This is a genomic window from Pontibacter coccineus (assembly GCF_030546575.1).
Lineage (GTDB): Bacteria > Bacteroidota > Bacteroidia > Cytophagales > Hymenobacteraceae > Pontibacter > Pontibacter coccineus.
Genome location: NZ_JAUOTN010000004.1, coordinates 192,339 through 213,114 on the forward strand (window position 1 = coordinate 192,339; position 20,776 = coordinate 213,114).

Genomic DNA, 20,776 nt, shown 5'->3' on the forward strand with positions numbered 1-20,776 from the left:
GTGCCAAAGTAGATCCAGGTGATAAGCCCAACAGGCGCCAGCAATGGCAGCAGGAGCATCCCGTTCAATAGAAATTTGATCAAGCCTTTTCTATTGGCTGGGTATACCCTGGGTTGGCTCATCAGATTCCTTCTGTTTCTACTTTAATAGCTAAACTATACTTGACTTCTCAAGCGTGCTCTGCTGTATAACGGAGCCACACAAAAATATAATATTAAAATGTAATTGTTGTTACAAGTGGCACGGCCAAAGCGGTATTGGAAGAGAAGACGCGGTTGAAATAAATGAAAGCTTCTACAGCTCCCCTTTCACAATTCTGTCTTTGCCGAAAAGGTCCTGTACCACCTGCGCTTGCGCGAAACCTGCTTGTAACAGCAATTGCCGCACTTCCTGCCCATACTGCTCATTTATTTCGAAGTATAGCCGACCGCCTTTTTTGAGCAGCCCCACTCCCACCTCCGCAATGCGTTTGTAGAACTTAAGCGGATCTTCGTCGGCCACGAACAGGGCCAGATGGGGCTCAAACGCCAGCACATTGGCACGCATCAGGGCCTTCTCCTGCTCTTTCACATAAGGCGGGTTGCTCGTGATGATGTCCAGTGAATGAGGTGCTATACCTTGTATCGGCTCGAAAACATCCTGCTCCAGCCAGGCCACCGGCAATTTTAGCTGGCGGGCATTGGCACGGGCTACTTTCAGCGCTCCCTCCGACACTTCCAATCCGTATACCCGGTCGGCCTGCAAATGTGCGGCCAACGCCAAAGGGATACAGCCACTACCGGTGCAGATATCGAGCACCTGCAAACTGCTATGGTCTTTGTGCTCGTGCACCACCAGATTGACCAACTCCTCCGTTTCGGGGCGGGGTATCAGCACACGTTCGTCCACCAGCAGATCGAGGCCGTAGAAGTGGGCGGTGCCGATCACGTACTGCACCGGCTCCTGTTTTTTCAGCCGCTCCACGGCCTGTTGCACCTGCGCCTCCTGCTCCGGATTTAGTTCTTCCTGCTGGGCCAGACTCAGCTGCTGGCGACTTTTCTGTAGCACATGCTCCAGCACCAGTTGTGCGATGGCGCCGGCCTCCGGTTCGGGGAAAGCCTCCTGTATACTTTCGCGGATGTACTGTGATGTTTGCTGTATGGTGGCCACAGGTATAGGTTTTGTGTGATTTTAGGTACCTTTGCAAAAGTAAAATTTTATTGCGTATAAGCCATAAATCTATCCTTAACTGGCTCTCTACACAGACGAATTGTTTATATTGAACCTTAAACTATAACACCCAGACCTCTGAACCTGACTGACGAACTGTACATGCAACGCGCGCTGGAACTGGCCAGGCTGGGCAGCGGCTATACCTACCCCAACCCGATGGTGGGCTGTGTGATCGTGCATGAGGGGCGCATTATCGGGGAAGGCTGGCACCGCGTGTTTGGTGGCCCGCATGCCGAAGTCAATGCCATTGCCAGCGTGCACGACAAAAGCCTGCTGCCCAAAAGCCGGGTATACGTCACGCTGGAGCCGTGCTCCCACTTCGGCAAAACACCGCCCTGTGTTGATCTGCTGATCAGCAGCGGCGTGCGCGATGTGGTGATTTGCAACACAGACCCGAACCCCAAAGTAGCCGGCCGTGGCATCAAAAAGCTGTTTGAGGCGGGCGCGCAGGTAAAAGTGGGCGTGCTGGAAAATGAAGGGCTGGAGCTGAACAAGCGCTTCTTTACTTTCCATACCCAAAAGCGGCCTTACATCCTGCTGAAGTGGGCGGAGTCGGCCGATGGGTTTATCAGCGGCCCCAACAACCAACAGGTGCAGATCAGTGGCCCGCTGTCGCGCCGGTTGGTGCACAAGTGGCGCTCTGAGGAGCAGGCCATTATGGTGGGCAGCCATACGGCGGCCTGTGACAACCCGCGCCTCGACACCCGCTTCTGGCCCGGCCACAGCCCGCTGCGTGTGGTCATCGACCGCAGGCTGCAACTGCCCGATCACCTCCATTTGTTTGATATGAGCCTGCCCACCGTGGTGTATACCTACCAGCAACGGGAGCAGCGACACGAGCGCCTGCAGTATGTGCGGCTCCGCGAAAACGAGCCGTTGCTACCACAACTGCTGCAGGACCTGCACCAGCGCCAGGTATTGTCGCTCCTGGTGGAAGGGGGCACTTACTTGCTCAAAAGTCTGTTGAAGGAAAACCTGTGGGACGAAGCGATCTGTTTTAAAAGCGCGGGCTTGGTGCTGCGCGACGGTACGCCGGCTCCGGGTATGGTGCACAGCCAGTTACTGGAAGTGCAGAGCGCTGGCTCCGACAGGCTATTGCATTACCGAAACAGTATTTCAGAACTTAACTTTTAAACCCTGCGCAGAGGCGCTATCCTGCTTTGCAGGTATAGATCTCCTTGGTAGCGCACTTATACCTATACCTTAACCATTATGGCTGAATCACTTATAATAGACCAGAACCTAAGCAAAGAAGAAAAATACAAAGCCCTCGTTCCTCAGATCGAGGCACTCGTAACCGGCGAGACCGACCTGATCGCCAACCTCTCCAACATGATGGCCGCCCTGCGCCAGGGCATGGGCTTTTTCTGGGTAGGCGTGTACTTCAACAAAGAAGGGCAGCTGGTGCTGGGGCCATTTCAGGGGCCCGTGGCCTGCACTCGTATACCTTACCACAAAGGCGTTTGCGGGGCCTGCTATACCCGCCGTGAAACGATCTTGGTGCCTGACGTGGAAGCCTTTCCGGGCCACATCGCCTGCAGCAGCGACTCTAAGTCCGAGATCGTGATACCAGTGATAAAAGACGGCGAGGTGAAACTCGTGCTGGACGTGGACAGCGACAAGCTCAACGATTTTGACGAAGTGGACCAGAAGTACCTCGAGCAGCTGATGAAGCTGGTGGAAAGCTGGTATTAAACTTCCCTGCTCTTAAAAGCAACGGCCATCCCTCTGCGCAGAGGGATGGCCGTTGCTTTTGGGATGCTCTTCTAACGTAGTTTCCGCCTATAGCCTCACCCGAACCCCCAACGCCAGGTTAAAGATCTTGCCCAAGCCCAGGTACTTCGGGTTCTGGATGTATGAGATCAGGTACTCCGCACTGGTATTCACTTCGTAGTACAGCCCCAGCCGGTCCAGTTTCGGTATGCGGCCGAAGTCCAGCTGGCCGCCCAGCTGCAGGTATAAGTGTAGTGCCGTCGGGAAGCCGTAGTAGCCTTTTTCATATTTATCGCGCGGTTCCACAATAAAATACTCCTCTCCAAAGGTATGGCCCAGCTGCAGGCCCAACCGCAAAGGCTGCCAGTCCAGTGACCTGACAGGTATAACTTTAAAAGGTATAGCGGTGGCTTTAAGCGCTGCCGTCCAGATATGGTCCCCTCCGATGCGCTCCGGCAGGTAGCCCACAAACAGGTCCGTCTCCAGCTTTTCGTCAAAGAAGCTCCGCCCTATACCTACCGACGCAAACCCGATGCTGCCCGCATACTGCACCTTGGCATGGTACGGCGAATACGCATTTTCCTGACTGAGCACAGCCTTAGGACTTAGCATGAGCAGCAGGCCAACGAGTGCTATGATAAAGGACCGCTCCATGTTAGTAGGCAATTCTCTCGTAGTCATAGCCCCCATCCCATACCCTCAGGTAAGTGAATTCGCGCGCCTTCACAGTGGAGGTAGCCAGGTATAACAGGGTAGAATCGTAACGGAAGTCGGCTCTGAAGCCGTGGATGTGCCCGTGCAGGCTCAGTTGCACCCGTTCGCTCTCCTTCAAAGTCTGATGGAAGACTCTTTCTAAGGCCGTGTCAAAGTCATCGTCATAAGGTGGTATATGCGACACCGCAATAGCCTGCTGCCAGTTATCGCCCTCCTGTTGAAGCAGTTGCTGACTGAGCCAGCCAATGTCGGGCACTTTGCCATTGTAGTTGTACTCCCGGCTGTTGGTGTCGATAAACACAAAGCGGGTGTGGCCGTAGTCGAAGCTGTAGTTAAAGTCGCCGTACATCTGCTGGTATACCTTGCGCCCGTTGGCCAGCAGGTCGTGGTTGCCAACTACCGTCAGGTAGGGCCACTTCAGCTGCTTCATGATGTCGTGTACCCAACGGAACTCCTGTGACATACCAAAGTCAGAAATATCGCCCTGGTGAATAACAAAATCGATGTAAGGGAAAGTGTTGGCCTTATCTACGAAGTCGCTGGCCGCATCATAAAAGCGCTGAGTGTCGCCCATGACGAGCAGGTGCAGCGTATCGCCGGGCTGCTGGTTTTGCAGGCGTGCCAGGTGGCGTGCCGTGAGGTTGCGCTCGTCTTCGTTTAGTATGATCTGATTCGGATGGTACTCAAACAACTCTTCGCAGGCCGGAAATAGTACCAGGCTTAGCAGAAGCAGCAACAGGGTATAAAAGTTTCTCATGGATGCGACAGGCGCCGTAAAGGCGCTTCTTCACTAACGCTTTTCGGTAAGGAATGTTAGTTGCCAAATTGACTAACGCAACAACCTACTGCAAATTTAATGTTTAAACGTTGAATTTGCTTCCGAACGGTTACATATATTTACGGGCAGCCTCGCTTAGGTATAGCCTGTCAGCAAAAAGGCCCTGCCGGAGATAGTCTCCGACAGGGCCTTTTTATACCTTTGCTTGTAAAGCTAGCTGTTGATCTTACCCAAAGAAAGTTGGGGTTTCGGTCTTGAGTTGGGCAATTACCGTCTGGCCGCCTTTGGTTTTCTGGCCAAGTTCCACTTTCACTTCCGTGTCCAGCGGCAGGAAGATGTCTACGCGCGAGCCGAACTTAATGAAACCGAACTCCTCGCCCTGGCTTACCTCATCGCCCTCGTTCACATACCACACAATGCGGCGCGCCATCGCACCGGCAATCTGGCGGAACAATACTTCCGGACCGGCCGTGGATTCCACCACCACCGTGGTACGCTCGTTTTGCGTGCTCGACTTCGGGTGCCAGGCCACGAAGTAGTTGCCCGGGTGGTATTTGAAGTAGCTCACGATACCTGAAACCGGGTTGCGTGTGATATGCACATTAATCGGCGACATGAATATGGAGATCTGCTTGCGCTTGTCTTTGAAGTATTCGGTCTCCTCTACCTCCTCGATTACCACCACCTTGCCGTCGGCAGGCGCCACGATCAGATCTTCGTGCAATAACAGGTTGCGGTAAGGGCTGCGGAAAAATTGCAGAATGAGCAGGAAGAGCACAACTGAAACACCGGAGAAAATCTTGTTGAAGGTATTGTTATCGGCGTTGAAATGGTACAGCAACAGGTTGAGTACCACCAAGATCAACAAAGTAAAAAATAGAATCCTTCTTCCTTCTTTATGAATTTTCATCCGTGAAAACTAAATGCTACAGGTCTTTATATAAGTTATAATAGCCCATCCAGTTTAGTAGATGGGCTATTATCTGATCCAAAATTATATAATCTTTCGATTATTCTACTAAAAATCTTCGCTTAGAAGCCACCGCGGTACTTATACGTCATGGCCACTTTGTCGATGGCTACAATGTAGGCGGCTATACGCATGGGCACGTTGTACTTCTGCGAAGCGGCGTACACGCGCTCAAACGACTCGTTCATGATGCGCTCGGCACGCTCATTCACGCGATCCAGCGTCCACTTAAAGCCCATGCGGTTCTGTACCCACTCGAAGTAAGACACGGTTACACCACCGGAGTTTGCCAGGATATCCGGCACCACCATGATGCCTTTCTCGTTGATGATGTTGTCGGCTTTGTAAGAAGTAGGGCCATTGGCACCTTCCACGATCAGGCGGGCCTGAATCTTGTCCACGTTCTTGATCGTGATCACGTCTTCCACAGCGGCCGGCACCAGCACGTCCACTTTGGAAACCAGCAGCTCGTCGTTGCTTATTTTCTCAGCGTTCTTGTAGCCTTCCAGACGGCCTTTGTTGTTGTTTTTGTATTCAATCGCCTCTTCAATGTCGATGCCGTTGTCGTTCCAGTAAGCCCCGCTCACGTCGCTCACACCCAGGATCTTCACACCACGCTCAGCCATCAGTTTGGCTGCCCAGGCGCCCACGTTACCGAAGCCCTGTATCACGGCTGTTGATTTGGCAGGGTCCATGCCCAACTTGTCCATGGCTGCCATCGCTGACACCATCACGCCGCGGCCAGTTGCCTCTACGCGGCCAAGCGAACCGCCCAGCACGAGTGGCTTGCCCGTTACCACCGCGTGTATGGTGGAGCCTTTCATACGGGAGTACTCGTCCATCAACCAGGCCATTTCGCGCGGACCGGTACCCATGTCAGGGGCAGGTATATCCTGGTCAGGGCCGAAGGTATCCACCAGCGCCTGGGTATAGGCTCTGGTCAGACGCTCCATTTCACCGGCAGACATCGAGAAAGGATCGCAGATAACGCCTCCTTTGGCACCCCCGTAAGGGATGTCCACCACGGCGCACTTCCAGGTCATCCAGGCAGCCAGAGCCTTTACCTCGTCCAGGAACACGTCCGGCGCAAAGCGCACACCACCTTTGGACGGACCCAGGATAGTGGAGTGAATAACACGGTAACCTTCGAATACGCGTACTTTTCCATCGTCCATCGTAACAGGCACGTTCACGATCACCTGACGCGTTGGCGTCTTGAGTACATTGTAAACTTCCTCATCCAACCCAAGTATCTCTGCCGCGATGTTGAAACGCGACATCATCGATTCAAATGGGTTCTCCCTGTCCTTTATCGGTGCTGGCTCTTTGTATAACATTATTTTAAGCTTGATTTTATCGGTGGTTAACAATTATGGTGGTAAAGTTATGTAATTATTATATACACACACCTACACCTTAATCAACAATAAATTAGAAAATTTTAAGGAATGCGACAATAAACGGAACGGCCAGCACCAGGCTGTCGAAGCGGTCCAGAATCCCCCCGTGGCCAGGCAGCAGCGTGCCCGAATCCTTTACGCCCAGGCTTCGCTTCAGCAAGGACTCCACCAGGTCGCCCAGCACGCCGAAAACCGCAACGATGATCGCTATGCCAATCCACTGGTAGAGCTCCAGATCGAGGAAGAACGCGGACAGTAACCAGCCCACCAGCACCGTCAGGATGGTGCCGCCGATCCAGCCCTCCCAGGTTTTGCCCGGAGAGATGCGCTCGAAGAGTTTGTTTTTGCCGAAGTTTTTGCCCGCAATGTAAGCCCCTGTGTCAGAGGACCAGATCAGCAGCAGCAGCCCCAGGATGGGTTGCCAGCGGTACTCACCCTGCAAATACCCGAGTTGCTGCAGCAGCGTGAAAGGTACGGCAATGTAGAGCACGCCCAGCAACGTAAAAGCGATGTTCGTGAAGGGCTGCGGTTGTTTGCGGTACAGTTCCAGCACAAATAGCAGGAACACGGCCGGCAGGAACAGGTATAGCAGTTCGGCCGGTGTGTCCGCTTTCTCGATCAGGAAAACAGCGATGAAGATGCCGGCTGCCAGCAGCGTGCCGTATACCTTGTTGGCTTTTATACCTGCCGTGCCCGCCAGTCTGTAAAACTCCAGCGTACCCAGCACGGTGAGGCCCAGAAACAGGATAAAGAAGGTCCACTCGCTGAAGAGGATGCCTCCGATGAAAAGGGCCGCCCCCAATACTCCGACAATCAGGCGTTGCTGTAAATTACTAAGGGCAGATAGCTTGGTGCTCATGCGATGTAGGTTGCCGGCAGCATCAGCCGGGTGATTTGTCTGAATTTAACTGTTCTCACGCTCTCCCGCGGCCTCGGCCAGGCTTTCGGGGCGTGTGGGCGTGAGCATAAATTGCTTGTAAAGGTAATAGATTACGGCCGCACTCAGCACCGCCGAAATCAAAATGGTCATCACCGGCATCGGCTCCGTCGACTCTATATTAAAGTCAATGGCGCCTGTTTGCTGCAGGTATAGCAGGAACACGGTGAAGCCGTTGTTGAAGAAGTGCGCCACGATCGGCACCCAGATATTGCCCGACCACAGGTATAGGTAACCGAACAAAGCGCCCAGCAGCACGCGCGGAATAAAGCCGAAGAACTGCACGTGTATGGCCGAAAAGATGATGGCCGCCACCCACACCGCCACATGCGCGTTGCCGGACCAGCGGTGCACCTGTCGCTGCAAAACTCCCCTGAACACCAGTTCTTCGCCAATGGCAGGTATAACGGCAATCACCAGCAGGCCCATCAGCAGGCGCGGGAGCGTGCCGAAGTTGGCAATCAGTTTGGTCAGCTCGGCCAGTTCGTCTTCTTTGGCGCGGGCCCATTCCTCAAAGCCTTTCATAAAGCCAGGCAGCGAGAGCTCAGCGTTCCAGCTGATGATGAGTGAGTTGGCCGGCATGATGAAGATGATCAGCAAACCCGCCAGCAGCAGCAAGGTGGGCAAAGGCAGCTTTTTCCAGTTCAGGTAATGGCCGATGTTCACCCCCGCCAGGCGCAGCATCAGCAGCGGCCCCAGCACAAAAGAGCAGAACTGCACCAGCCCCTGAAAGAGTAGCAGCGCATCGGCAGCTTCCGGGTGTTCTGTCGGGTTGGCCAGCAGGTTGGTCAGGTCGATCACCTCTATTCCGAGCACCGTCGTCACCAGCGCCAGGTAGATAAAACTGGCCACAAAATAGCCGCCCAGCATGAATGCCAGCAACAGCAGCAGCACTAAAAATGGGTGTCGATCTTCGGAGATGAAACCTTTCATAGAGAAGATTAGGTTTAATTGACGTAAATTTACGTGAAATTTTAACTTTTGCTTTGGTAAAGATAGCGAACATAGAACTGGGCGAGTTTCCGCTGCTGCTGGCACCGATGGAAGACGTGAGCGACCCGCCCTTCCGAAAAGTGTGCAAAGCCAACGGGGCAGACCTGATGTATACCGAGTTCATCTCTTCTGAGGGTCTGATACGTGACGCCGCCAAAAGTGTCCAAAAACTCGACATATTTGACTACGAGCGCCCCATCGGCATTCAGATCTTCGGTTCCGACATCGACTCGATGCGCGAAGCCGCCATTGTATCGTCACAGGCCGGCCCGGACCTGATCGACATCAACTACGGCTGCCCGGTGAAGAACGTAGCCTGCAAGGGCGCCGGCGCCGCATTGCTGCGCGACGTGCCCAAGATGGTGAAGATGACCGAGGAGATCGTGAAAGCCACGCACCTGCCCGTGACCGTGAAGACCCGTCTGGGCTGGGACGAGGAGACAAAATACATCGTCGAGACGGCGGAAAGACTGCAGGACATCGGTATAAAGGCACTGAGCATACACGGCCGCACCCGCGTGCAGATGTACAAAGGCGAAGCCGACTGGAGCCTGATTGCGGAGGTAAAAAACAACCCGCGCATGCACATCCCGATCTTCGGCAACGGCGACATTGACTCGCCGCAGAAGGCGCTGGAGTATAAGAACAGGTATGGCGTGGATGGTATTATGATCGGCCGCGCCAGCATTGGCCACCCATGGATTTTTAACGAGATCAAGCACTACATGGCAACCGGTGAGGTACTGCCGGCTCCGACCCTGGAGGAACGTGTAGAGGTCTGCCGCCAGCACTTCACACACTCGCTGGAGTGGAAGGGCGACAAGCTGGGCATTTTTGAGATGCGCCGCCATTACACCAACTATTTCCGCGGCCTGCCGCACTTCAAGCCGCTGCGCATGAAACTGGTGCAGTCCGAAGACATCCAGGAAATTTACGACACGCTCGACGAGATCGCCCATACCATGGCGTATGAGGAGGTGTAACCAGTTTAAAAGTTTAGAAGTTAGAAAGTTTTCAGGGAGTTGAAGGTTCGGCATGCATGCTGAGACTTCAACTCCTTTTATATTTGCAGATAAGTTCAGGAAGCCGGTTATCATTGGAGACGACTTCCTGACTTGCTAACTTCTAAACTTTCTGACTATCAAACCATCCCTCGCTCCCCCACAAGAGCAAACAAGCACGCCGGCCATTGCCTGGATACTGGTCATCATACTTGCCCTGATCTGGGGCACCTCGTTCATACTCATCAAGAAAGGCCTGGTAGTTTACTCTTCCGATGAACTGGGCGCGCTGCGCATGGTCATTGCCTGCGCCGCCTTGCTGCCTTTTGCCATTAAGAATATGCGCAAGGTGGAGCCGGGCCGCTGGAAGTTTCTGCTGGGCAGCGGTCTGCTGGGCAACTTCTTCCCGGCTTTTCTGTTTGCCATCGCTGAGACGCGCCTGGCCAGCGGACTGGCGGGTGTACTTAACTCACTCACGGCCCTGTTTACGTTGCTGGTAGGTGCCGCCCTGTTTGGCCAGTCCATTACCTGGATGCGGATGCTCGGCATTGTGGTAGGTATAGCGGGCACAGCTGTTCTCATATTCACAGGCAATGGCAACGCCGAGCTCGACAACATGTACTATGGCCTGTACATCGTGCTGGCCACCATCTTCTACGGCATCAGCGCTAACCTCATCAAGTTCCGCCTGCACGGCATGAAGGCGATTGCTGTGTCCAGTCTGGCGCTGCTCACGGTGGGGCCTGTTGCGCTCGTATACCTGTTCACCACCGATTTCTGGTACAAACTGCATCATGTGCCGGGTGCCTGGGAGGCGCTGATGTACATTGCCATACTGGCCGTGTTCAGCACCGCCATCGCCTTGGTGCTCTTCAACAAACTGATTCAGATCTCCACCACCCTGTTTGCCAGTTCCACCACGTACCTGATACCTGTGGTGGCGCTTATGTGGGGCGTGCTGGACGGTGAGGTGATCCACCTTTGGCACTACGTGGGCATGGTCATTATTCTGGCGGGGGTTTTTATTGTAAACAGAGCCAAGTAATTTCTAAGATCTCTAAGGCTAGACCCGAATCAACAGCTTCTGTCATACCCAGGCAGAAGTTGTTTTATTTGAGCCAAGGGCAATTTGCGAATATCAGAATTTTCTAATCTCTCGATAATTTACTTATTTAAGGGTTTACAAGAACCGACCCGACAACCACATGAGGTTATTACAGACCCTTTTGAGTCTTGTGCTGCTGATGCTTCTCTCCCTTCAGGCAATGGCACAGGCAGACAACTCAGAATTAGCCATTGAGGATTTAAAACTGCAGGCCGTGAACGACACGGCTTTTACGCTGCATGCCACCAACGAGTCGGGTAACCTGGTCAGGTATAGCGGCCCCCTGCCTGTGCGCCTCAACGGCACCCTGCAGGACGTTAGCTTTACGGAAGGCGAGGCCCGGTTCTCACTCCCCCAAAAGGCCAACCTGATACAGGTGAGCGCCAATGTTGGCACGCATACCATAGCCCGACTTTACCGCCTCGATGCCGAAGCCGAACACGGCGTGCGTCACTTTCCGATGTGGCTCTCCATCCTGCCGCCACTTATTGCCATCATCCTGGCCCTTATCTTCAGAGAGGTGCTGCTGGCCCTTTTTGCCGGCATTTGGGTGGGTGGCTTTGTGATATACGGCCTGTCTTTCAAGGCTTTCTTTGCCAGCCTGCTGGCCGTTGCCGACACGTACCTTGTTGGCGCCCTCACAGATTCGGACCACATTTCCGTCGTCATTTTCTCGATGCTGATTGGCGGCATGGTGGCCATTATTTCGAAAAACGGAGGTATGGCGGGCGTCGTGAACTGGCTCTCGCGCTACGCGCACTCCGCCCGGAGCTCGCAGCTGGTGACATGGGTACTGGGTGTTGCCATCTTTTTTGACGATTACGCCAACTCCCTGATCGTGGGCAACACCATGCGCCCCGTGACCGACAGGCACCGCGTTTCGCGAGAAAAACTGGCCTACATCGTGGACAGCACCGCGGCCCCTGTGGCCGCCATCGCGTTCGTCACCACCTGGATTGGCGCTGAGCTGGGCTATATCAAGGATGCCACCGTCACGCTAGGTATAGAGGAGGGCGCTTATTCCATGTTTTTAAACTCCCTGCGGTATGCCTACTACCCGGTGCTCACGCTGGTGTTCATGCTGTTGCTGATCTGGATGAACCGCGACTATGGCCTGATGTACAAGGCCGAGCGGCGCGCCCGCACGACAGGCGCCGTGAGCAACCACCGCCCCGACAGCCGCAGCGACGCCCGCCAACACCTGGAAATGGCCGAGTTCGATGCCATCGACCCGGAGCGGTCCCGCGCTCTCAATGCGCTGATACCGGTGCTGGTCGTGGTTTTCGGAACAGTCATCGGGCTACTCTATACGGGTTACAATCCCGACACCTGGACCGACCCGGCCATTGGCTTCTTCCGGAAGCTCTCCATCACCATCGGCGACTCTAACTCCTACGTTGCCCTGATCTGGGCTTCGCTCTCGGGGGTGGTAGTCGCGATAGCTCTTACGGTGAGCCAGCGCATCATGAGCATCTATGAAACGATGGAGTCGCTGCTGACGGGCTTTAAGACGATGCTGCCGGCCATGCTGATCCTCGTGCTGGCCTGGTCGCTGGCGCAGGTCACCAAAGAGCTTTACACGGCCGAGTACCTGACCTCGCTTTTCTCTGGTAACGTCTCGCCGCGCTGGCTGCCTGAGATCACCTTTTTCCTAGCGGGCATCATCGCGTTTTCAACCGGATCGAGCTGGGGCACCATGGCCATTCTATACCCATTGATGCTGCCCGCCACCTGGTATGTGAGTCAGCAGCACGGCATGAGCGTAGAGGAGACGATGCCGATCATGTACAATGTGATCTCCGTAGTGCTGGCCGGCGCCGTATTCGGCGACCATTGCTCCCCTATTTCCGATACCACCATTCTCAGTTCCCTGGCTTCGGGCTGCAACCACATCGACCACGTGAAGACGCAGCTGCCTTATGCCATTACAGTAGCGCTGGTGGCCAACCTGGTTTGTACCTCGCTCTCGAGCTGGGGCGTGAACTGGCTTCTGGTATACCTTATCGGGATAGCCGTGCTGTGGGGCATTATCAGGTTATTTGGCAAGAAAGTGGAACACGAGCCCGCACCCGTTGAAGTAGCAAGCCTGCAATCTTAACCAAGAACTGATGATCCCGAAACTGCAGCTACGAGAAGGTATAGCACAGTCTGAGACACTGGCCGAAGAGTTTGACCGCATGCAAAAGCTGATCGATGCGTTGAACAGCAAAGCCATTCCGGAAGGTATAGCCGCTGCCATCATGCAGCAACTTGAGCCGCTCAATCGCCTGGAGATTCCTGCTCCACAGCATGCTGCCAAGCTAAAGGAAACCCGGGGCGCCATCCTCAAACTGGTGGAGAAGCAATTAAAACTGGTGCCTCAAAAACATCATCAGAAACTGTGGATGGCGCTTGGCATATCGGCACTGGGAATCCCATTCGGAATTGTGTTCGCCTTAACGCTGAAGAACTTCGCTTTTTTGGGACTAGGTATGCCGATCGGGATAGGGATGGGTATAGCAGTTGGCACGAAGCTCGATGAACAGGCCAAAGCCGAAGGCAGGCAGCTTGACCTGGAGTAGAATCAGGAAAGAGCCTCCCGACCGGAAACTAGAAGTCCAGCCGATAAAAGTCGTGCACCAGGGTACGGGCGCCGTAGCTCTCCTTATACTTTGCCAGGCCCTCATTCAGGTATAGCCCCTGCTGCTCTGTGGAAACGCCGAAGCTGAAGTACTTTTTGTGTGGGTATACCTTGCGGATCAGGTGATCAACCAGCACGTAAGCTGCGCCTTCTTCCTGAGCCTTTTTGTTTGCGCCGATATACTGACAGTGGGCCGCAGTAGCGGTTTCGTATACCAGGGCACCCGTCAGCAGCTCGCCTTCCTGTGTAATGGTGTAAAGCCTGATGTTCTCATGGAATAGTTGCGCCAGCCTGCCGACTTCCGCTGCTGTATGCACTGGTTGTAGCCCATGTCTGCTTTCAAGCGTCGTCGCTACAAGCTGCATAAAACCAGCATAATCCTCTGACTGCTGCACCTGCCACTCCTGCTGCCTGCCCTGTGACAAGCGCCAACGGCGGTCCTGGCTATACCTGACAGGTTGCCCCAGGTCGATCACAGAGTTTACATCCCGGCGGTACAACGTAGCTTCATGCCTGAACAGGGCATAAAGGTCTTCTTCGGCTGGCAGTTGGTGGTAGATGTGCGGGATGGCTTTGTAATAAAGCGCCTTGAAATGCTGCTTCCGGCTATACCTGACCACAGCCTCAAACACCTGCAGCATCAGTGGGCTTTTCATTTTCCTGCTGCTTACCATCCCCCCATAGCTCAATCCCGCATGCGAATGCAATTCATTGTTTACAGCACTGGCCGGCAGCACCGCCACCAGCTTGTCTTTGTGGTAAAACAGCAACGAGTGGTCCTCGAAGCGGTCAGCATGATACTCCATATAGTCGCGCTGAAACAGGAACGTGCCGTTTTTGGAGGCCTTCACAAAAGCATCCCACTCCGGTTTATACCTGTCGCTATACCTGACTACTGCTACCATTCACAAGGAAACACTATGTTACAAAAGATTACTTGACAAAGGATAAAAGATGGCTATACCTGCCAACGGCGTGATGATTCAACATCGCTACATGTCACTTTCAGGCTTCTCAGCTTTTCAACTCCCAAACTTTCTATCTTTCCAACTTCCCATCTTTCTAACTCAACTTCACCTGTTCAGCACGATCCGGAAGGTGGTGCCTTTGCCGATTTCAGAAGACTTGACATAAAGCCTGCCTTCGTGGTAGTTGTCGATGATGCGTTTGGCCAGCGCCAGTCCCAGCCCCCAGCCCCTTTTTTTGGTTGTAAAGCCCGGCAAAAATACTGAATCCATCTTGCTCTTCGGTATACCTTTGCCTGTATCGCTGATGTCGAGTGCGATCTGACTCTTGCCCAGCAGCGAGAGCTGCAGCCGGATGCTGCCGCGGCCCTCCATCGCATCCACCGCATTTTTGCAGATGTTCTCAATCACCCAATCAAAGAGCGGCACGTTTACCTTGGCAGTGATTTCGGGTGCAAAGCTAGACGCTACCGTAAAGTCTACCTTGCTCGAAATACGGTTTTGCAGGTAGCCGATCGCGTTCTCCGTTACCTGCAGAATGTTCTCGTCGCGCAGCAGCGGCACCGAGCCTATGTTGGAGAAGCGTTCCGTGATGATCTCCAGGCGGCGGATGTCTTTCCAAAGCTCGGCCGTAATAGGCTCGTTTTCGAATTTCGGGCTGGACTTCATGTACTCGTACCAGGCCATGAGGGAAGAAAGCGGGGTCCCCAGCTGGTGCGCGGTTTCTTTGGCCAGTCCCACCCATACCCTGTTCTGCTCGGCCTTGCGGGAGTAGCTGAAAGCAAAATACGCCATCAGGGCAAAGCAGGCAATTACCATCAGCTGCACGTAGGGGTAGTAGCGGAGTTGCGAAAGCAGGTCCGAGTCTTTGTAGAACACATAGTTCTCGGAGCCTTCCGCCCAGGGCACAATAATCGGGGCGTGCTGCGCCTTCATGCGGGCAATCTCACGCTGCAACAGGTCATTTTTGCGTTCCTCCGAAATGTTGTCAGGCAGATTAATGTTCTTGAAATCGAGAATGTTTTCGTTCTCGTCTGTCAGGATAACCGGTATGGTGTGGTTGGATGAGAGGATCTCCTCTTCAATAAAAACGATGTTGTCATCGCTGGGAGCATTGATCATGTAGCGCAGCCCTTTGGCATAGAGCTGCACCAGTTCCTGCTCTCTTTCAGACAGTTTGCTCACTAATACGTTAGTGTACGTAATGGTAACCGCCCCAATAAAGAGCGCGACAATAACGACAAGAAACTTTATTCTGTTTTTCTGGGCGTAAATGGGAATCATGCGGCGGCGCGAAAATTATCTGAAATTAGTATAAATTAATTAATAAGGTCAAGTAAGTTTCTTTTTAATAAGCAAAGCAGTAATTTTGCACTTTAGTATTCCGAACGAAAGTTATGCTTCAGAACTTTAAAGCAATCAGCCTGTCCTACAAGAAAGCACCGCTGGATATCAGGGAACTGATTGCCTTAGATGAGAACTCATGCAGGCAATTTATTCAGACGCTGAAAAGCTTTATTCAGGCTTCTGACATACTGGTGCTCTCCACCTGCAACCGCACCGAAGTATACTATAACTCCGATGTGGACTATAGTACCGAAATTGTGAAGCTGCTCGGCATCACCAAGGGCATCAACAACATCACCCAATACCTCGACTACTTTACGATCCTCAACGAGCACAACGGTGCCGTTCAGCATTTATTTGAGGTAAGCATGGGGCTGGAGTCGCAGGTGGTGGGCGATATGCAGATCACCAACCAGGTGAAGCAGTCGTACCAGTGGGCAGCCGATAACGAGACGGCCGGTCCGTTCCTGCACCGGCTGATGCACACCATCTTCTTCACCAACAAGCGCGTTGTGCAGGAGACTGCCTTCCGCGACGGTGCCGCTTCTACGTCTTATGCCGCCATTGAGTTGATCGAGGAGCTAACCGCCGATGTGGTGGCCGAGCCGAAGATCCTGGTGGTGGGAGTAGGCGAGATTGGAGCCGATGTGTGCCGTCACCTCAAAGACAAAGGCTATCAGCACGTCACCATCACCAACCGAACGATGGCCAAAGCGCAGGCATTGGCAGACGAGTGCGGCATGGCCGTGCTTCCGTTCGAAGAGATCGTGCAGGGTTTGAAGGAGGCGGACGTGATCATCTCGTCGGTGGCACGCGAAACGCCTTTCTTCACCAAGGAAATGATCCAGCGCCTGAACGTGCTCACGTTTAAGTTCTTCATAGACCTGTCTGTGCCACGCAGCGTGGAGGCCGAGGTAGAGGCCGTGCCAGGCGTGTTGGTCTACAACATCGATACAATACAGAACAAGGCCTCAGCTGCCCTGCAACAGCGCATCGACTCCGTGCCTCAGGTACGCGCCATCATCGAAGAGTCGATCGAGCAGTTTAACGACTGGTCGAAAGAGATGATGGTATCGCCTACTATCAACAAACTGAAAAACGCGCTGGAGTCGATCCGTCAGGAAGAGATGGCCCGCTACATGAAAAAGCTCGGCCCGAAAGAAGCCAAGCTCGTGGATAGCATCACCAAATCAATGATGCAGAAAGTAATTAAATTACCTGTGCTGCAACTGAAAGCGGCCTGCAAGCGCGGTGAAGCCGAAACGCTGATCGATCTGCTGAACGATCTGTTTGATCTGGAAAAGCAAGGGATTGACGCAAACTAACCATTGATATTTCAAGAGATAAAAAAAGCTGGCCCATACGAGCCAGCTTTTTTTATCTCTTGAAATATTCTTTATTCCTGTAGCGCAATCTTTTTGCCAACTACAAAAGCACTGACCAGCACCGATACAAATAGTATACAATTGCCTGCCAGGTAACCCATTCCATAGTCAGAGAGCTTATCAAACTCTAAAGAAAAAATCGCATAGCCGAAATAGATCGCCAACACAGTCAGAACCAGGAATACAAATACCTTCATCATATCAGATTGAGTTACAAGAAAATAGCTTCAGGAAGTATTACTTCGTAACAATCGTGGTTGTTGGCGTGTAAATCCCCCATGTCAGTGCATTCAGCAGACCATCAACGAAGGTATGGGTAATTGTAACAGTGTAGTTATCAGCTCCTCCAGCCAAGTCCTTCGGGTTAGACGTGCTTATTGGTGCCAGACCATAGATCAGGTAATGGTTCATTTTCTTTACCTGAACATTAGACTGCGCGCCACTACCCACTGTAAAAGTGTAGGTATAGCATGAAGTCATGGACAGCGTCATAGCGGCTCCGATAATAAGCGAAAGTAAATTTCTTTTCATTTTGTGATAAGTTGATAAATTGTAAAACGTATATAAATGTTCGAACACACGAATATACTAAATTCTATATATATACATTTATTAATTAAAATATATAAAGTCCTGACCTGTTAATTAGAAAGCTGACTTTTCATGGTCAGCTTTTTATATGTTTAAACTTGCGGTATATAAACATTTTTACATATCTTTGCATATATAAATATTTAAATAAGATATTCACTTTAAACAGAAGAACCTCCGATCCAGGCTACGAGAACAGCGGCAAGTAAATTCTATTTCATCACCCTTAGTGCAGTAAAAAATGAAAAACATCTCTACTCTCCTATCTTTTATCACTGTTATTCTGCTATTTAGCTCTTGCACCAGCCACTCATTCATGCTGACCGAGCGCGACATTGCCAATGATGGCATTGCCCCGATCCAGAAGTCAGACTATAGATTGGTAGCCGACAAGCCTGCGGATGCTTATGCAGATGCGGATGCTAAATGGGTAGCAACTTCAAAGCCGCACGTTGCCTCTACTTCTGCCCGCGTGGTGCGCCGTACGGATGCCGTGGCACTTTCTGCTGCCACTACCCACGAAGGCCACGAGATACTGAAGCGTGAAGTTGAGAAGGCTATGAAAAAAGAAAAGTCTGCAGCTGCTCCGACCAAGAAGGAAGCGAAAACAAAAAAACAGCAAGAAACGGGAGGTAAAATTCTGCTCTAAGCCTGAAACACAGGAATCCACTTTACGCGGGACTTTGTGAACCGCCTGTTTTATTTAGTATATAAAAAAGCCAAAGGTCCCCGCCTGCTTCATTTTACGAAGGGAACGGAGACCTTTGGCTTTTCTATGAATGTAATACTAGGTGCTTCAGCACCTGGGCGGATCACTAAATATCAATGCAACATTCTTCCAAGCAATCGATCACGTCGATCAGTTTTGGAATGGCAAGGGAATAGTAAATTTTGGTGCCTACCTTAAAGGAAGATAGCACTCCTTTGTCCTTCAGCGTAATCAAATGCTGGGAAGCAATAGCCTGTGGCAGGTCCAGGTACTTATAAATTTCCGTAACAGTCATTTTATCCTCCTTGCCGAGCAAGTCCACTATCGCCAGTCTTTTTGGGTGTGCCAACACTTTAAGCATGGCTGCCGCCTTATCTATTTTCTTAGATTCAATTCTAGATAACAAACTTTTCATAATTAATAATTATACCTAACAGTTTCTACATACATTTAAACAATACAATTCATATTAAGATATATACGGCAACCGCGACATTTGGCTGATGTAGCTTCAAAGGAATTTTAAAATTTTCTTCTGAAGGCTCCCATAACACAACACACTCCTTGTCAGATACATCCTGAATGCTGAATTGAGTAGATGTACGTATAAAAATTAAAATTGGATATATGAAATACTTAATGTTGCTAGATTACTATATGGCTCTCTCCTAATTGACTGCCTCCGTGAAATGTCCAACACACCGAGCCGCTCGCCAAAAAATCAGTGTCGCAACGCGCATTCACGGTACAGTACAATCCTTATGACTGAGCAGCTGGGGGATTTCGTGCTCTGTACGCTCCGGGGTATTTTCGTACCTTTGCGGTCTGTAAACCCTTAACTACAAACAAACCCATGAAAGAGCTTCTCGAAAAATTTGAGAATAAAAGACCTGAGATAGTATTTGAGTGGAAGGACGCTGAGACCGAGGCCGAAGGCTGGGTAGTGATCAACTCGCTGCGCGGTGGTGCGGCCGGCGGTGGCACCCGCATGCGCAAAGGCCTGGACAAGCGTGAGGTAGAATCATTGGCCAAAACCATGGAGGTGAAGTTCACCGTGTCGGGTCCAACCATTGGCGGAGCCAAGTCAGGTATAAACTTCGATCCGGCCGACCCGCGAAAGCGCGGCGTGCTGGAGCGCTGGTACAAGGCGGTTATTCCGCTGCTCAAGAACTACTACGGAACGGGCGGAGACCTCAACGTGGACGAGATACACGAAGTGATCCCGATTACGGAAGACTACGGCCTGTGGCACCCGCAGGAAGGCGTTGTGAACGGGCATTTTAACGCCACAGAGCCCCAGAAGATCAACAAAATAGGTCAGCTGCGCCAAGGCGTGATCAAGGTGATTGAGGACCCCGCCTATACCCCGGCTGCGGCCCGCAAGTATACGGTAGCCGACATGATTACAGGTTATGGGGTGGCCGAAGCTGTTTGCCACTATTACACCATTTGGGGCGGCTCGTATGAAGGCAAGCGTGCCATCATACAGGGTTGGGGAAATGTTGGTGCTGCCGCTGCCTTCTACCTGGCCGGCAAGGGTGTTAAGATTGTCGGCATCATCGACCGTACGGGCGGCCTGATCAGGGAGGAAGGCTTCTCTTTCGAAGAGATCAGGGAGCTATACCTGGGCAGACAGGGCAACACGCTTTATGCAGAGGGCCTCATCCCATTCGAAGAGATGAACAGCCGCATCTGGTCGCTTCCTGCCGAAATATTTATACCTGCCGCCGCCTCGCGCCTTGTTACGCGCGGACAACTTGAGCAAATGATCGCCAGTGGCTTGGAGGTGATCTCTTGCGGGGCCAATGTGCCGTTCCAGGATCCGGAGATATTCTTCGGTTCTACCGGCGAGTTCGCCGATCAAAACATTTCCGTTATACCTGACTTTATCGCCAATTGCGGCATGGCCCGTGTGTTTGCCTACCTGATGGAGAATGAGGTGGAGATTACGGACGATGCCATTTTCCACGATATTTCCCGTGTCATCCGGGAGGCGCTTGAGAAAACGCACACCAAGAACCAGGCAAAAACAGAGATCGCGAAGGCCTCTTTTGAAATTGCGCTTAGCCAACTGCTGTAATCTAAAATAATGGCCTCTATGGCCTAGGTATAAATAAAAAAGCCGGAGAAACTCCGGCTTTTTTTTCACCCTTATATTTTCAAGCTGCTACGTCTTCCTCAACAAGATAGGACCTTCCCAAGGAGCCTTGCAGTTATCACCAAATCTATATTCAAAATTCAATACAAATCGTTATTGTAATTTTGTTTTATCTAACGACCGATTGCTGCTCAGGTTATACAATAAACAGTATTTTTTTAACAAACACTTACTTTTG

Annotated in this window: 21 protein-coding genes; 9 read left to right on the plus strand and 12 right to left on the minus strand. The window is 52.1% G+C overall.

Going from position 1 to position 20,776, the window contains the following annotated elements:
* Nucleotides 1–294: 294 nt before the first annotated feature.
* Nucleotides 295–1,149, minus strand: coding sequence for a peptide chain release factor N(5)-glutamine methyltransferase (prmC, locus tag Q4E40_RS10800; protein ID WP_303412111.1), 855 nt, complete (start codon nt 1,147–1,149; stop codon nt 295–297).
* 162 nt (nt 1,150–1,311) lie between these two features.
* Between prmC and ribD the strand changes: the two genes are divergently transcribed.
* On the plus strand, nt 1,312–2,346 hold the full coding sequence (gene ribD / locus Q4E40_RS10805; protein WP_303412112.1) for a bifunctional diaminohydroxyphosphoribosylaminopyrimidine deaminase/5-amino-6-(5-phosphoribosylamino)uracil reductase RibD: 1,035 nt from the start codon (nt 1,312–1,314) through the stop codon (nt 2,344–2,346).
* A gap of 78 nt (nt 2,347–2,424) precedes the next feature.
* Nucleotides 2,425–2,907 (plus strand): GAF domain-containing protein, encoded by a 483-nt coding sequence (locus Q4E40_RS10810; protein ID WP_303412113.1) that lies wholly within the window; start codon nt 2,425–2,427, stop codon nt 2,905–2,907.
* An 87-nt stretch (nt 2,908–2,994) separates the two neighbouring features.
* Here the strand turns inward: Q4E40_RS10810 and Q4E40_RS10815 are convergent, their stop codons facing one another.
* From Q4E40_RS10815 to Q4E40_RS10840, 6 genes are all read right to left on the minus strand, one after another.
* Nucleotides 2,995–3,579, minus strand: coding sequence for a hypothetical protein (locus tag Q4E40_RS10815; RefSeq protein WP_303412114.1), 585 nt, complete (start codon nt 3,577–3,579; stop codon nt 2,995–2,997).
* 1 nt (nt 3,580) lies between these two features.
* Nucleotides 3,581–4,396: a metallophosphoesterase family protein gene (locus Q4E40_RS10820; RefSeq protein ID WP_303412115.1), complete on the minus strand. Its 816-nt coding sequence runs from the start codon at nt 4,394–4,396 to the stop codon at nt 3,581–3,583.
* Between the two features lie 247 nt (nt 4,397–4,643).
* Nucleotides 4,644–5,327, minus strand: a complete 684-nt coding sequence (locus Q4E40_RS10825; RefSeq protein WP_188500665.1) for a phosphatidylserine decarboxylase family protein — start codon at nt 5,325–5,327, stop codon at nt 4,644–4,646.
* A gap of 122 nt (nt 5,328–5,449) precedes the next feature.
* The gene (locus tag Q4E40_RS10830; protein WP_303412116.1) at nt 5,450–6,724 is read right to left on the minus strand and encodes a Glu/Leu/Phe/Val family dehydrogenase; all 1,275 of its coding nucleotides are present in this window, start codon (nt 6,722–6,724) and stop codon (nt 5,450–5,452) included.
* Between the two features lie 94 nt (nt 6,725–6,818).
* Entirely contained in the window at nt 6,819–7,646 is an 828-nt protein-coding gene (locus Q4E40_RS10835; protein WP_303412117.1) for a phosphatidate cytidylyltransferase, read from the minus strand.
* A gap of 45 nt (nt 7,647–7,691) precedes the next feature.
* Nucleotides 7,692–8,657: a CPBP family intramembrane glutamic endopeptidase gene (locus Q4E40_RS10840; protein ID WP_303412118.1), complete on the minus strand. Its 966-nt coding sequence runs from the start codon at nt 8,655–8,657 to the stop codon at nt 7,692–7,694.
* A 53-nt stretch (nt 8,658–8,710) separates the two neighbouring features.
* Between Q4E40_RS10840 and dusB the strand changes: the two genes are divergently transcribed.
* The 4 genes from dusB (at nt 8,711) to Q4E40_RS10860 (ending at nt 13,384) form a co-directional block, all read left to right on the plus strand.
* On the plus strand, nt 8,711–9,700 hold the full coding sequence (dusB, locus tag Q4E40_RS10845) for a tRNA dihydrouridine synthase DusB (protein WP_303412119.1): 990 nt from the start codon (nt 8,711–8,713) through the stop codon (nt 9,698–9,700).
* Nucleotides 9,701–9,923: 223 nt separating this feature from the next.
* The gene (locus Q4E40_RS10850) at nt 9,924–10,763 is read left to right on the plus strand and encodes a DMT family transporter (RefSeq protein ID WP_484573333.1); all 840 of its coding nucleotides are present in this window, start codon (nt 9,924–9,926) and stop codon (nt 10,761–10,763) included.
* Between the two features lie 160 nt (nt 10,764–10,923).
* The gene (locus tag Q4E40_RS10855; protein WP_303412120.1) at nt 10,924–12,921 is read left to right on the plus strand and encodes a Na+/H+ antiporter NhaC family protein; all 1,998 of its coding nucleotides are present in this window, start codon (nt 10,924–10,926) and stop codon (nt 12,919–12,921) included.
* Between the two features lie 10 nt (nt 12,922–12,931).
* Nucleotides 12,932–13,384 carry a hypothetical protein gene (locus Q4E40_RS10860; RefSeq protein ID WP_303412121.1) on the plus strand — a complete coding sequence of 151 codons (453 nt, stop codon included), beginning with the start codon at nt 12,932–12,934 and terminating at the stop codon, nt 13,382–13,384.
* A gap of 28 nt (nt 13,385–13,412) precedes the next feature.
* Here the strand turns inward: Q4E40_RS10860 and Q4E40_RS10865 are convergent, their stop codons facing one another.
* Nucleotides 13,413–14,348, minus strand: a complete 936-nt coding sequence (locus tag Q4E40_RS10865; protein WP_303412122.1) for a GNAT family N-acetyltransferase — start codon at nt 14,346–14,348, stop codon at nt 13,413–13,415.
* A 168-nt stretch (nt 14,349–14,516) separates the two neighbouring features.
* Complete coding sequence (locus Q4E40_RS10870) at nt 14,517–15,692, minus strand: ATP-binding protein (RefSeq protein WP_303412124.1); 1,176 nt, start codon at nt 15,690–15,692, stop codon at nt 14,517–14,519.
* Nucleotides 15,693–15,805: 113 nt separating this feature from the next.
* Here Q4E40_RS10870 and hemA point away from each other — a divergent pair, with 113 nt between their 5' ends.
* Nucleotides 15,806–17,080 carry a glutamyl-tRNA reductase gene (gene hemA, locus Q4E40_RS10875; protein WP_303412125.1) on the plus strand — a complete coding sequence of 425 codons (1,275 nt, stop codon included), beginning with the start codon at nt 15,806–15,808 and terminating at the stop codon, nt 17,078–17,080.
* 71 nt (nt 17,081–17,151) lie between these two features.
* On the opposite strand, the gene Q4E40_RS10880 is transcribed toward hemA, so the two are convergent.
* Both Q4E40_RS10880 and Q4E40_RS10885 read right to left on the minus strand, forming a co-directional pair.
* On the minus strand, nt 17,152–17,340 hold the full coding sequence (locus Q4E40_RS10880; protein ID WP_303412126.1) for a hypothetical protein: 189 nt from the start codon (nt 17,338–17,340) through the stop codon (nt 17,152–17,154).
* Nucleotides 17,341–17,377: 37 nt separating this feature from the next.
* A complete protein-coding gene (locus Q4E40_RS10885; RefSeq protein ID WP_303412128.1) occupies nt 17,378–17,632 on the minus strand; it encodes a Bor family protein in 255 nt (84 codons plus the stop codon).
* Nucleotides 17,633–17,972: 340 nt separating this feature from the next.
* Between Q4E40_RS10885 and Q4E40_RS10890 the strand changes: the two genes are divergently transcribed.
* A complete protein-coding gene (locus Q4E40_RS10890; RefSeq protein ID WP_303412129.1) occupies nt 17,973–18,380 on the plus strand; it encodes a hypothetical protein in 408 nt (135 codons plus the stop codon).
* 166 nt (nt 18,381–18,546) lie between these two features.
* Here the strand turns inward: Q4E40_RS10890 and Q4E40_RS10895 are convergent, their stop codons facing one another.
* Nucleotides 18,547–18,855: an ArsR/SmtB family transcription factor gene (locus tag Q4E40_RS10895; protein WP_076421268.1), complete on the minus strand. Its 309-nt coding sequence runs from the start codon at nt 18,853–18,855 to the stop codon at nt 18,547–18,549.
* A 438-nt stretch (nt 18,856–19,293) separates the two neighbouring features.
* On the opposite strand from Q4E40_RS10895, the gene Q4E40_RS10900 reads away from it, so the two are divergent.
* The gene (locus Q4E40_RS10900) at nt 19,294–20,520 is read left to right on the plus strand and encodes a Glu/Leu/Phe/Val dehydrogenase dimerization domain-containing protein (protein WP_303412131.1); all 1,227 of its coding nucleotides are present in this window, start codon (nt 19,294–19,296) and stop codon (nt 20,518–20,520) included.
* Nucleotides 20,521–20,776: the final 256 nt, after the last annotated feature.